The following is a 14,196-nucleotide window of genomic DNA, read 5'->3' as shown; positions in this document are numbered from 1 at the left end:
TTGAATAATCGTGAGAAACTGTGGTATCTGCAACCTGCTAAGGAGTGGGTGGAGGCGCTTCCGATCGGGAACGGTCGGTTGGGCGGGATGATCTTCGGTCATGTCCAGGAGGAACGAATTCAGCTCAATGAAGATTCCATCTGGTACGGAGGTCCTAAGGATGGACTGAACCCTGATGGGCCTCGTTATTTGGCACAAATTCGGGAACTGTTATTTGGCGGGAAGGTGGAGGAGGCCACGCGATTGACGCGTTTGGCTCTTTTCTCCACGCCTAAATATTATAATCCCTATCAACCTTTGGGAGACCTGCGGCTTTATTTTCATGGTCACAAGGGTGAAGTTGAAGGATATCGGCGAGAGTTGGATGTCAAGAATGCCATAGCTCGGACGAGCTATAAGGCAGGCGGAGTCACCTATCATCGTACGATGTATGCCAGCTATCCCGATCAAGTGATCGTCATGCGACTTACGTGTGATCAGCCAGGGCAGCTGAATTTCTCGGCAAATCTCAATCGCAGACCTTACGAGGGGGAAACGGGCAAGTTATCGGCTGACAGCATCTGGATGAGCGGCGAATGCGGGAAACACGGTGTCGAATATGCCTGTGTGTTGAAGGCGAAAGCTGAGGATGGTAGTGTCTCCGTCATTGGCGATTTCCTGTCTGTGGAAGGGGCTAGTTCCGTGACGCTGCTGCTTGCCGCAGCCAGCACATTTCGAGAGTCGGATCCATTAGCTGCATGTCAGCTGCATATCGAGGCCGCGGGGCAGTTTAATGCGGAAGAACTGGAGAGCCGGCATATCCACGATTATCAAACGTTGTACGACCGGGTAAGTTTGCAACTGACGGAACATGATCCGTTAGATGACTTGGCAACCGATGAGCGATTAAAGCTGCTGCAAGAGTCACATTCGAATGGGGACATTGGATTGACGGAGCTTTACTTTCACTACGGCCGGTATTTGCTTATCGCCAGCTCCCGCCCTGGATGCTTACCAGCCAATCTTCAGGGCATATGGAATGACAGCTTTACTCCGCCATGGGAGTCCAAATACACGATTAATATCAATACGCAAATGAATTATTGGCCAGCGGAGGTATGCGGACTATCCGAGTGTCATGAACCTCTGTTTGATCACATAGAACGCATGCAAGTTAGCGGTCGGCAAACAGCAAGGGAGCTGTACGGATGCTCCGGCTTTGTCGCTCACCACAACACAAACCTATGGGGAGAAACACGACCAGAGGGCTTGTTTCCGACTTGTGTGATTTGGCCAATGGGAGCAGCATGGCTGAGCTTGCATCTTTGGGAACAATTTCTGTTTACGGCAGATAAGGATTTTTTACGGGGGAGAGCCTATCCGATCTTGAAGGAAGCCGCGGCTTTTTTCTCCGATTATTTGGTGGAATCGCCGAATGGGCAGCTTGTGACAGGCCCCTCTGTCTCACCAGAAAACCTGTATGTATTGGTGGATGGAACTAGAGGGGCATTGACTATGGGGCCTGCTATGGATTCGCAGATCATCCATGAGTTGTTCACAGCATGTATCCAGAGCATCGATCAGCTACAGGTGGATCGTGAGCTGCGAGATCAGCTCAAAGCGCTTCTAGAACGGCTGCCTAAGCCTCAGATTGGCAGACACGGTCAGATCATGGAATGGTTGGAGGACTATGCGGAGGAGGATCCTGGTCATCGTCATATTTCACAGTTGTTTGCCCTGCATCCGGGAACGCAAATAAGCCCGCACCGCACGCCGGAATTGGCCAAGGCCGCAGCAGCGACCCTTCAGCGCAGATTGGAAAATGGAGGCGGGCATACGGGCTGGAGCAGCGCCTGGATAGTCAATATGTATGCGAGACTTGAAGATGGTGAACAGTCGCATGCGCATCTGAGTCATATGCTGCGGAAATCAACGTATCCCAACCTCTTTGATGCGCATCCCCCCTTTCAGATTGACGGCAATTTCGGAGCGACAGCTGGTATCGTGGAGATGCTGCTGCAGTCACATGCCGGTGAGCTATCTTTGCTGCCAGCTCTTCCTTCTGCGTGGCGACAGGGGGCTGTGAGCGGCCTGAGAGGACGTAATGGATATGTGATTGATCTTACGTGGTCCGATGGCCAATTATCGGAAGCGGTTATCCGTTCAGCCGAGTCTGGCTCATGCAGAGTCCGTACTCGCGAAGCAGTTCTGGTACGCTGTGGAGGAGAGGACATACTTGTGAACAGGGATCATTCGGTTATCGAATTTCGTGTTGAAGCGGGCTGCAGGTATGACATTTTCAGAAAATAGGGAACATTGATTTGATATCCTAGTCATTTCCATTTTCATAAATCGATAAGAGAGAAATCCGTGACATTTTAAAATTTCGGGCAAGTTATCCTTCTTGGGTGCATAGGATTGTAGTACACAATTCACCATCACGAGCTGACCTATTGCCAGTAAAGGCAGCAGTGAAAGGAGGTACCCATGGACATATTCAAAAGAATTTCAGAGCATCGTACGGAGAAGGATTCATTGAGCTGGACCGGTACGTTCGCGGAGTACATAGAATTGCTTCGCAGTAATCCTGGACTCGCGAGAACTGCGCATTCAAGGGTCTATGACATGATTGCTTCGCAAGGGATCAACGATCAAGTTGGCCACAAATCTTACAAATTTTTCAACCAAGAGATCTTTGGCCTGGATCGTGCCGTTGAGAAGCTAGTGGAAGAATATTTCCATTCCGCAGCCCGTCGATTGGATGTTCGTAAACGTATTTTGTTGCTAATGGGTCCTGTAAGCGGTGGGAAATCCACAATTGTGACCATGCTGAAACGCGGATTAGAGCAGTTCGCCAAAACGGATTTAGGGGCAGTCTATGCGATCAAAGGGTGTCCGATGCACGAAGAGCCGCTTCATTTAATTCCGATGGAGCTGCGACCAGAGATTGAGCGCGAGTTGAATGTGAAAATCGAAGGCAGCTTATGCCCATCGTGCCAAATGCGTTTGAAAACGGAGTACAATGGTTGTATTGAAGATGTGCATGTGGAGCGTGTTTTTGTCTCCGAAGAAGGCCGGGTGGGGATTGGTACCTTCAGTCCTTCCGATCCCAAATCGCAGGATATCGCGGACCTAACGGGAAGCATTGACTTTTCAACGATTACAGAGTTTGGTTCTGAGTCGGATCCGCGGGCTTATCGCTTCGATGGCGAACTGAATAAGGCGAACAGGGGGATCATGGAGTTCCAGGAAATGCTGAAATGTGATGAGAAATTCCTCTGGAATCTACTTTCACTTACGCAAGAGGGGAATTTCAAAGCGGGTCGCTTCGCCCTAATTAGTGCGGATGAGTTAATCATCGCGCACACGAATGAAACAGAGTATAAGTCTTTTATCGCGAATAAGAAAAATGAGGCCTTGCAGTCTCGTATGATTGTTATGCCGATCCCTTATAATTTGCGTGTATCCGATGAAGAGAAAATTTACTACAAACTTATTGGACAGAGCGATATGTCACACATCCATATTGCACCGCATGCACTTCGTGTGGCCGCGATCTTCTCGATTCTCACGCGTTTGAAGGAAACGAAGAAGCAAGGTATGGATTTGATCAAGAAAATGCGGATGTACGACGGTGAAGTTGTCGAGGGCTACAAAGAGGCAGATCTGAAGGAAATGCAAAATGAATATCAAGAAGAAGGCATGAGTGGAATTGATCCGCGTTATGTTATTAACCGAATCTCTAGTGCCTTGATCCGCCAGGATCTCCAGTGTATTAATGCCCTAGATGTGCTGCGAGCTTTGAAAGACGGTCTGGATCAGCATCCATCGATTACTAAGGATGAGCGGGAGCGATTCCTCAATTTCATCTCGGTTGCCCGTAAGGAATACGACGATATTGCCAAGAAAGAAGTGCAGAAAGCGTTCGTCTACTCCTTCGAGGAGTCGGCTAGAACCATTTTCGATAACTACTTGGATAATATTGAGGCTTATTGCAACTGGGGGAAAATTAAGGATCCGTTGACCGGTGAGGAGATGGATCCAGATGAGCGCCTCATGCGTTCCATTGAAGAGCAAATTGGTATTTCGGAGAATGCGAAAAAAGCATTCCGCGAAGAAATATTAATCCGTATCTCCTCTTACTCACGCAAAGGCAGAAGATTCGACTATAGCAGTCACGAACGGCTGCGTGAGGCGATTGAGAAGAAGCTATTCGCTGATCTGAAGGACATCGTGAAGATTACGACCTCAACGAAAACGCCAGATGAGAAGCAGCTGAAGAAAATTAATGATGTGACGAAGCAGCTCATCGATGAGCACGGATATTGCCCGGTTTGTGCGAATGAATTACTGCGGTATGTAGGAAGCTTATTGAATAGATAGGCTAACATGCTTGAAGCCAAAGACCTGAGTGGGTGACGACCCCTTAGGTCTTTTTTCCTGTGCTGAGGATGCCGATTGTTGCCTAACACGTAATCTATTAATCTCTCATATACTACTTTAGCTTCATAATAGAGGAGGTGTAGAAGATCATGGCAGGGAACTCAATAAAAATAACAGGCGCTTGTATTTTAATCGTAGTAAGCTTTCTATCGATTATCTTGACATTGGAATTGAAGCTATTGTCACCATTGGGGGGGATTTTCATTGCAGGTGTAAGCTTCGTAGGGGCCGTTCTGATGTGGCAGGATGCCGTCGAGTCAATGCAAGGAGTTGGCACGGAAAATGACAACCGAGCCAAAGCCGATCGCTGATAAACAAGAGGATATTGACAAAACCCCCCAGAAGTCGAAGTCTGAATCCGGGAAGTGGAGTGATTTATTTGGATTCGGCAAAATGATGGACAAACTCCCACTTCATAAACTCTCAGCAAGAATGGCTTATTGCATGTTTTTCGATTTGGTTTTATTGTTTTTTGTTCTCATTCTACGTGTGACAGATACCAAAATGAATGAGTTTCCGAATGCTTGGGATTTCAGACTAATCGTACTCACTACCATTGTTGTTTTCTTCGTAGGGCTGTGCGATTTGATGAAATTCAAGAAATAATCGGGATTATAGTAATAAAGACGAATTCGTTCTAGCCTCATTTGTAGAAAAAGTGCATAGGAGGCTTCTTTTCTAGAAAAAAGACTGATTAAACTGTATGCTACAATTTACAGAAAATTCAACCGGCTATTCTACTTGAAAATCCTTGTCGAAATCACGCGTTTTTTGTCGTATAATGTCGAACTAGAGGGGGTCTTGGTAGTAAATATAAATATACGAAATGAGTCGTAACTTTAGTCATGAATTGTATAAAAATTCGGAACAATTACAAAGATGTAATTTTCATAAAAATTCCACAAAAAAGATGATGTAGTGCTATTTTCCTAGTTTTAGAGGTAGGCAAGAAATGACATTTATGCTATACTTTCGTAAGGCTTTAGTGCGGTAAATTGCCGAAATTACTTATTTTTTGTCGCAATATTACAAAGTAGTCCGAGTGATTGGGGTTTCAGAATGATTGAAATACATAGTCATATACTACCAGATTTAGATGACGGGGCATCTAATTTGGAGCAAGCTGTTCTTATGGCAAGGGAAGCTGTGGAACAGGGTATACATACGGTTATTGCCACCCCACATCATGAGAATGGTAGATTTACGAATGACGCAGGCAGCGTAGAGCTGCAGGTTAAAGCGTTTCAAGAGGAACTGAATAGAAGGAATATCCCTCTACACATACATGCTGGTCAAGAGATCCGAGTGTACCGAGATTTAATTGAAGATGTGGAAACAAAACGTTCAACCACCTTAGGTGGTTCTCGTTACATACTATTGGAATTCCCGTCTGACCAAATACCTAAAGGTATAAATGAAATTGTGTATGAATTACAACTTATGAAGCTAGTGCCGATTATTGCACATCCTGAGCGTAATCGTGAGATCATCGCTAATCCGATGAAACTACTCGAGTTAGTGCAACTCGGGGCTCTGACACAAGTAACAGCTCATTCGTTGCTAAGTCATTTTGGTAAATCCATACAGTCATTTACGTTGGATCTATGTAGGAATAACCTCGCCCACTTTGTATCGTCAGATGCACACAACACGACGAATAGAGGGTTCGCTCTTTCCGAAGCCTATGATGTTTTGCGAACGGAGCTAGGCGATCCATATGTGATTACCTTTCAAAACAATGCCAACAGGGTTATACATAACCTATCTATCGAAACGCAATTCCCTGTCTGGATGAAGCCGAAATGGTTTCAGTTTTGGAAATCTAAATAAAGCAAGACAACTAATTTGAAGAGGTGAAAGTTAGCATGACGATGAAAAAGAAATTAACCGTAACAACGCTAGCGGCAAGTATGCTGTTTGCATCCATTGCAGGACTTCCATTAAGCGAGAAAGGTTTGGCTAGCAAATTAGGAGTTACAGCCGGTGTGGCATCTGCAGCAACTGTTCAAGATCAATTGAATGGCCTACGCACCGAACTTGCAAGAGATACACAAGGAATTGCTGATGTAAGAGCGACTAGAGATTATATTAAGAATAATACCGATACGACAACATTTAATGATGCTAAGAAGATAGAGCTTCTTGGAAATATTTGGACGAAAATTAGTGCGAAATCAACGACTCCAATTAATTTAAATCCAGTATTTACACTTTTCAATGGATTAGAGTTGTTCTATGACGAGTCAGGCGCAATGGTTGATGAATTAATTAATGCTCCTGCTAATAGAACTGTTATTAATGATTTGTTTCTAAAAGTAGGTTTGCCTGGAATTGATGATCCGCAAGGATTAACTAAACAGAAAGTCATTGATTTCCAACAAGCTGCTCTTGCAGCCTTGCAACAAACGGATAGCAAAACAGCGCTTAAAATAGCAATCGCTACTGCATTTCTAAGCGACGGCAGCAATTCACAAGTTATCAAAGATGCAGTAAATAATATCGTTGCGAATAAAGTGTTGAATCAGGCTGTTGATAAGACGAATCCTGCTCTTTTGATTAGCAACTTCTTAAATCTCTATGACATAACCTTAGGCGATCTGAATGCTTTCCAAAACAATGTAGCTAATGAAATTGCACGAGTAGACGCACCAGCCGGTCTAAAAGCTAAAGCAGCTAGATCTGCCATCGAATCTGCCGGAGTAAGATACCTGCTTGCAGGTGAGATTCAGCCTGTACCCGTATCTAGTACAACGACTTCCCTACAACCAGGACTTAAAGTTTTCACACAATCGGTCAATAACTATGTTACTTGGACGTTGCAAAGTGGAACAAACGTTTCCATGAGTAGTGGTGCTAGTGCTGTACTCTCACTTAACAGTGGATCAACTACGGGATCAGGTATTATTCAAGCACGTGACAATAAATTTGGACTTCTTCTATACATCTCCAGCCCACTAACATTAACACAGACATCTACAGGTGGTCCTAGCGGCGGCCCTGGCGGCGTTCAAAGCGATGCTGACAAAGCAATCTCAGAAATTACGGATCTTTTCAAAGACATCGCTGGAGCATCTGCAGAGAAGAAAGATGCGATTCTCAAAGAAGCTCAAGAGAAAGTCAATGAAGCAATCGCAAAACTGTCTACCCTGGATCTTGCTTCATTAGTTACTGTAGAAAATGGAACTGCTAAACCGAAGCTTGATGTTGCTGGATTAGTTAGCAAAGTTAAAGATATCGCAGCACAGGCTAAATTACTTAACGATAAATTGAAAGCATTGAATCCAAATGCAAAAACAGAAGAAGTTACACTTACACTCAACTTTGGCACAATCAGTGCGAAATCAACAGAAATTCCGTTCCCGAAAGATTTGCTTGCCGCTGCAATTGCCGCTGGCGTTGATAAAATTGCAGTTGGCTTAAATGGGCTTACACTTGCTGTAGATCCAGCTGAATTTGGTGCTGATGCAACACTTAAAGTAACAAGTCAAGATGCAACAGTTGCAACGAGCGTAACTACACTTGCTGTAGCATCGGGGGTATATGAATTTGAGTTCACTTCGGGTGGTAACAAAGTTGAAAGCTTCGATACACCTGTTGAAGTAAGCATCCCAGTTCCAAACGGCAAAAACTTCGATACAGAGTTACTTACACTTGCCAAAATTGTTGACGGAAAATTAGAGTTCTACGGTGGTAAATTCGAAGATGGTGTGTTGAATGGTGTTCGTAACTCCTTCTCAACTTACACCGTTGTTGAAAACAAAGTATCCTTCAGCGATACAGCTTCTGTTAAAGCATGGGCTGGAAGACAGATCGAAGTAGCAGCGGCGAAAGGTATTCTTGAAGGTCGAGCTGATCAAGTCTTCGAACCGAATGGATTAGTAACACGCGCTGAATTTGCTAAATTGATTGTTAAAACGTTCAACTTGGAAAATGCAAGTGCAACAGAAAGCTTCAGCGACGTCAATGATTCGGATTGGTTCAAATCCTATGTAGCAGCAGCTGTGAAAAGCGGAATCGTTAACGGGAAGTCCGATGACAAATTTGATCCGAATGGACAAATTACACGTGCTGAGATGGCAGTTATGTCTTCAAGAGCATTGGCGCTTAAAGGTGCATCCCTTGAAGTAAGTAAGATTGATGATGTTCTTAAAGGCTTCAAAGATGTAGATACAATTAATTCTTCATTGAAAAATGGTGTTGCTCTCGCAGCAAGCGAAGGTATCATCGTTGGTGAAGATGGCAATCTTTTCAATCCTAATGCTAACTCCACTCGCGCTCAAGCAGCTGTTGTGATTTATCGCTTATTGAATAAATAATATAGATTTAAATTAGGAGGAATCCTCCTCTCTTCATAAGGGGGGGATTCCTTGTATTGTCTAAGATGAACAATTAAACAATCGATGACGATATTCGACATCATAGCTGCGGAGGGAAAGTAATGGAACTCGAATTAAAGGATTACTTGAAAATATTGCAAAAAAGGGTGTGGATGATTATCGCAATTGTTGTACTGGCGACAGTGACAACAGGAATTATCAGTTACTTTTTTATGCAGCCCGTGTATGAAGCTTCAACAAAACTTATTGTCAATAAATCAAATGACCAAGTGGGCGTAAGTCAAGTGGATATCAATTCGGTTAACTTGAACATCAGATTAATTGACACTTACAAAGAGATCATCAAGACGCCAAGAATCATGGATAAAGTTGTTGCAGATTACCCAGAATTGAAAATTAGTGCCGAGCAATTAGTCAATACGGTCAAAGTCAGCTCGGTTAACAATACACAAGTTATGACCCTTGTCGTACAAGATCCCTCGTATGAGCGAGCAGCGAGCATTGTGAATGCCGTGTCTATTGTCTTCCAAAGTGAGATCCCCAAGATTATGAAAGTGGATAATATCTCCTTATTGAATGAGGCCAAGGATATCGAACTTCCAGTCCCTGTTAAACCGAATAAAACGCTAAATGTTGCCGTCAGTTTCGTTGTGTCTCTCATGATTGCATTAGGAATTGCATTTTTGCTGGAGTATCTAAATGATAAATTAAAGACTGAGGAAGAAGTCGAACAGTACCTAGGTTTACCGACCTTAACCATGATCATGAAGATGAAACCAGAAGATTTTCAACATCATAGCAAGCAACAGAAAGAACAAAGGGTAGGGGAACAATCAAATGTTAAACTCAGTCAATAAGAGACCTATTATTACACATCAGAATCCCAAATCTCCAATTTCTGAGGCATATCGGACGCTGAGAACGAACATCCAATTTTCTTCAATCGATGAAGAGTTGAGAGTTATTATGGTGACATCGGCAGGGCCCGGGGAAGGGAAATCAACGACGTTGATCAACCTAGCAGTCGCCTATGCGCAAACGGACAAGAAAGTATTAGTTATTGATGGGGATCTGAGGAAACCTACCATGCACCATGCTTTACATGTATCTAATCGCTCGGGTCTAACTAATCTATTAACGAATCAACTTACAATTGCTGACGTATTGCAGAGCTCATTTGTTCCCAATTTGCAAATTATCACTTCGGGACCGATTCCACCTAACCCATCTGAAATTCTCTCTTCCAAAAAGATGTTGAGTGTACTCGATGAGTTAAAGCAGCAATTCGATATTATTCTTATCGATGCTCCCCCGGCAATTGCCGTAACTGATGCTCAGATCATAGCTACTCGCTCAGATGGTGTCATAATTGTTGTTAATTCAGACAAGACGAAAAGAGAAGTAGTGCTCAAAGCGAAGCAGAACATGGATAACGTACGTGCAAGAATACTCGGTGTTGTTCTCAATAATGTAGATCGTAATAATAAAGATGCTTACTATTACTATTACTACGGTGAAAATCAATAAGAAGATCCACAGAGACATAGAACATTAACGACTACTTATTCGGTAATACAAGCATTACAGGCGCAAAAAAGACAATTGCTGAATTTATTATTCGAAATTTGCATCGAGTGAGTATGTGGCACCGAATTAGTAGTTTTGTGAACAAGGGGCAATATCGAAATCACAGTATACTTAGCTATAACTATGATTATCTCTCAAGGTAATGTCTACTAAACCTGTATCACTGTAGGTACTCAGTCAAGCTGTTGGTGGTCACCTTAGACATTTTTTGTCGATTGATGGATTGATGTGATGGAGCGTTAGATGCCCATTAATTAAGCTTTTCATGTTTTCCAGTATGAGCTTATTCAAAATAATGGGCTGATTTGAAAATTTTAATCAGTTAATATCACGAATTTTGAAATGAGTCTTTTATTAAAATGAGCTCATATGATGTAAAAATAAAAACAAACCAAATGTTGATTTGGTGTGGCAGATGTTAATTAGGCTATCAAGGGAGAGTAAGTAATGAAAAAAGTAAGAAAAGCGATTATTCCTGCAGCTGGTTTAGGGACAAGATTTTTGCCTGCTACTAAAGCTATGCCGAAAGAAATGCTGCCGATTGTAGATAAGCCAACCATTCAATACATAGTGGAAGAAGCAGTGGAATCCGGTATAGAAGATATTATCATTGTTACGGGAAAAGGAAAAAGAGCTATAGAAGATCATTTTGACAATCATTTTGAGTTGGAACAAAATCTTTTAGAGAATCAAAAACTTGAACTTTTAGAGGTAGTTAAACGCACATCAAGTGTTGATATTCATTATATTCGTCAAAAGGAACCTAAGGGATTAGGGCATGCAGTGTGGTGCGCTCGAAAGTTTATCGGGGACGAGCCATTTGCAGTATTATTGGGAGATGATATTGTTCAAGCTGATACCCCTTGCTTAAAGCAACTTATGAATCGATATGAAGAGGTACAAGCTTCTGTTATTGGGGTTCAAACTGTCCCGGATAATGAAACCAATCGCTATGGAATTATCGATCCATATGAAAATTACGGTCGACTATATAAAGTTAGAAATCTCGTTGAGAAACCTAAGAAAGGAGAAGCTCCCTCCAATTTAGCAATAATGGGACGGTATATTCTTACTCCTCAAATCTTTGAATTCCTTGACAGACAGGAAAAAGGAGCAGGGGGAGAAATTCAACTAACAGATGCTATTCAAAAGCTAAATGAAATCGAAGGCGTATATTCCTATGATTTTGAAGGTACACGCTATGATGTTGGTGAGAAATTTGGCTTTATTAAGACAACAATTGAGTTCGCCTTAATGAAGGAAGATTTAAGATATTCCGTATTAGAATACCTAGAAGAATTACTAAAATATCAAAAATCATAAATTTAGTTCCTCTAGTTTTAAATCAATTTTCTCTGAATCTTCATTATTTTCCGTTTTACTACCGTAAATGGCACAAAAGCTGGTGTACATGAACGATGAGACTGTTGTGCCTGAGAAGATTATCCTGATGCCAGCTAAGAATATGACCGGGGTCAGTTGGATGCGTTAGTCGATGAAGTCGGTCTCACTTATGTGTACGACTGAGGTTACATCGACTACGCCAGGTTCGACGAATATTGTGATCGCGGCGCTCTCTTTGTTGCCCGAACGAAAAAAACGTGTTGCGTCTCATCCACACCGTTGATTCCGAAGTCAAGCAAGTTACCATTCTAACCAACAGGTTTGATTTGAGTGTGTATGAAATCAGTCAGATTTACAGATAGCGATTGCGATAGAGACCTTCTTTAAATGGAAGAGGCAACTAGTTCGGATTAAAAATTTTCACGGAACAAGTGAACAAGCGGTGGTTATGAACCAGGTATGGCTGGCGCTTATTGGCTTTGCCTGCTTGTGCTCATTAAGATGGCTGCGGGCACCAAACAAAGTCTTCTAGGTCTTTATCGCTGGCTGAAGGTCTTGTTATGTTATTTTGCATTGAATTGGATGGTACAGATTCATTTCATGTCAAGTTAATCAACTGCAGGAAGACAAAGCAAAGTTAATAAGATTAGTTGACGTAATCGATGGCTAATTATTACATAAATCACCAAATGAACAGGCTACCTGTAGATAAGATCGATTATTTGGCGAAATGATTCAAAAAAGATTGTTCGGAGTTTTCCGACTACTGTACCTAATAAGTTTTATTCAACGTTAGTGAATTTAGTAAAACATTCTCAGTGATTATGGGGAGAGATTACATGTCATCGTATAATACGGGTAGTGGTTTAAATATGCTGATCAAAGAAGAAAGTTCGAATCATTTTAGTGTCTCCGATAATAGAAGTTATTTACTAATAAAAAGGTTAATAGATATAACGGGATCATTATGTGGATTATTTATTCTCTCACCTGTATTTGTATTGGTAGCATTAATAATTAAACTTGAAGATCCTAGTGGACCTGTATTCTTTAAACAAGTCAGAGTAGGGAAATATGAAGAAGATTTTAATATGTATAAATTTCGTTCTATGGTTTCTAATGCAGAGGAATTGTTAAAAGAACTTTTAGAGGAAAATGAAATTAAAGGTGCTATGTTTAAAATGAAGAAGGATCCTCGCATAACTAAGATTGGACGTTTTATTAGAAAAACAAGTATTGATGAGCTTCCTCAATTATTGAATGTATTGAAAGGTGAAATGAGTTTAGTAGGCCCGAGACCCCCCCTACCCCGTGAGGTTGCTGAGTATACAAGCTATGATAAACAGAGGTTGCTAGTTACCCCTGGATGTACTGGATTATGGCAAGTTAGTGGTAGGAATAGTCTCAGTTTTACTGAAATGGTAGAACTTGATTTGAAGTATATTAAATCAAGAACAGTCTATTGGGATGTCAAGATAATCCTTAAAACGTTCAGTGTATTATTTGGGAAAAATGCTTACTAGAAAATAAGCAAGGGTGAAACTAATGGAGAAACAAGAGAAAATATTTATTGCTGGTCATAGGGGATTAGTTGGTTCGGCTATATTAAGAAACCTTGAAAATCAAGGTTATTCTAATTTATTATATCGGGCAAGTTCAGAAATGGATTTAAGAAATCAACAAGAAGTATTAGAGTTTTTTAAATCTGAAGAACCAGAGTTTGTTTTTTTGGCTGCTGCAAAAGTTGGAGGGATTATTGCAAATAATACATACCCTGCTGATTTCATACGTGATAATTTGATGATACAAAATAATATTATAGATGCCTCTTATAAGTTTGGAGTCAAAAAGTTATTGTTTTTAGGTAGCACATGTATTTACCCGAAATTTGCTCCGCAACCGATGAAAGAAGAGTACTTATTGACTGGTGAATTAGAACCAACCAACGAACCGTATGCAATCGCTAAGATTGCAGGTATAAAAATGTGCCAATCCTATAATCGACAGTATGGTACAAAATATATATCGGTAATGCCTACTAACCTATATGGACCATATGATAATTTTGATTTAGAGACATCACACGTTATGCCAGCATTGATTCGCAAGTTTCATGAAGCGAAAGAAAATGAATCATCTTTTGTAGAAGTATGGGGAACTGGTAATCCAAAACGAGAATTTCTCTATGTGGATGAATTAGCAGATGCCTGCGTTTTCATAATGAATCATTATGAAGAAAATGAAATTGTAAACATAGGTGTAGGTGAAGATATTTCTATCGGAGATTTAGCGAGGTTAATAAAAGATATAGTTGGTTTTAAAGGCGCTATAAGGTTTGATTCATCGAAACCTGATGGAACACCAAGGAAGCTAGTTGACGTAACCAAGTTAAATAAATTAGGCTGGAAAGCAGAAACTTCTTTAGAACAGGGTATAAAGCAGGCGTATAAATGGTTTATGGATAACCAACTCTAAAATCCAACTATATAATATTAATTTTTTGAAA

The 14,196-nt window shown here is 41.5% G+C and carries 11 protein-coding genes; all 11 read left to right on the top strand.

What is annotated here, in order from left to right; all coding sequences use genetic code 11:
• The 11 genes from ACSQ8P_RS27770 (at position 1) to fcl (ending at position 14,165) form a co-directional block, all read left to right on the top strand.
• Positions 1–2,289, top strand: coding sequence for a glycoside hydrolase family 95 protein (locus tag ACSQ8P_RS27770; protein WP_436238153.1), 2,289 nt, complete (start codon positions 1–3; stop codon positions 2,287–2,289).
• A gap of 177 nt (positions 2,290–2,466) precedes the next feature.
• Entirely contained in the window at positions 2,467–4,362 is a 1,896-nt protein-coding gene (locus ACSQ8P_RS27765; protein ID WP_056624593.1) for a PrkA family serine protein kinase, read from the top strand.
• Positions 4,363–4,511: 149 nt separating this feature from the next.
• Entirely contained in the window at positions 4,512–4,733 is a 222-nt protein-coding gene (locus ACSQ8P_RS27760) for a hypothetical protein (RefSeq protein ID WP_436238152.1), read from the top strand.
• Positions 4,705–5,028 carry a hypothetical protein gene (locus ACSQ8P_RS27755; protein WP_436238151.1) on the top strand — a complete coding sequence of 108 codons (324 nt, stop codon included), beginning with the start codon at positions 4,705–4,707 and terminating at the stop codon, positions 5,026–5,028. The genes ACSQ8P_RS27760 and ACSQ8P_RS27755 overlap by 29 nt, the downstream gene beginning before the upstream one ends.
• Positions 5,029–5,481: 453 nt before the next feature.
• Positions 5,482–6,252, top strand: coding sequence for a tyrosine-protein phosphatase (locus ACSQ8P_RS27750; protein ID WP_436238150.1), 771 nt, complete (start codon positions 5,482–5,484; stop codon positions 6,250–6,252).
• 41 nt (positions 6,253–6,293) lie between these two features.
• The gene (locus ACSQ8P_RS27745; protein WP_436238149.1) at positions 6,294–8,738 is read left to right on the top strand and encodes an S-layer homology domain-containing protein; all 2,445 of its coding nucleotides are present in this window, start codon (positions 6,294–6,296) and stop codon (positions 8,736–8,738) included.
• A gap of 122 nt (positions 8,739–8,860) precedes the next feature.
• The gene (locus tag ACSQ8P_RS27740) at positions 8,861–9,616 is read left to right on the top strand and encodes a YveK family protein (protein WP_436238148.1); all 756 of its coding nucleotides are present in this window, start codon (positions 8,861–8,863) and stop codon (positions 9,614–9,616) included.
• Positions 9,597–10,286: a CpsD/CapB family tyrosine-protein kinase gene (locus tag ACSQ8P_RS27735; protein WP_436238147.1), complete on the top strand. Its 690-nt coding sequence runs from the start codon at positions 9,597–9,599 to the stop codon at positions 10,284–10,286. Before ACSQ8P_RS27740 ends, ACSQ8P_RS27735 begins: the two co-directional genes overlap by 20 nt.
• A 507-nt stretch (positions 10,287–10,793) precedes the next feature.
• A complete protein-coding gene (gene galU / locus ACSQ8P_RS27730; RefSeq protein ID WP_436238146.1) occupies positions 10,794–11,669 on the top strand; it encodes a UTP--glucose-1-phosphate uridylyltransferase GalU in 876 nt (291 codons plus the stop codon).
• 893 nt (positions 11,670–12,562) lie between these two features.
• The gene (locus ACSQ8P_RS27725; protein WP_436239618.1) at positions 12,563–13,213 is read left to right on the top strand and encodes a sugar transferase; all 651 of its coding nucleotides are present in this window, start codon (positions 12,563–12,565) and stop codon (positions 13,211–13,213) included.
• Between the two features lie 22 nt (positions 13,214–13,235).
• A complete protein-coding gene (fcl, locus tag ACSQ8P_RS27720; protein WP_436238145.1) occupies positions 13,236–14,165 on the top strand; it encodes a GDP-L-fucose synthase in 930 nt (309 codons plus the stop codon).
• Positions 14,166–14,196: the final 31 nt, after the last annotated feature.

The organism is Paenibacillus sp. LjRoot153, from assembly GCF_964253085.1.
Lineage (GTDB): Bacteria > Bacillota > Bacilli > Paenibacillales > NBRC-103111 > Paenibacillus_E.
This window is presented reverse-complemented; position numbering and strand designations above follow the sequence as displayed.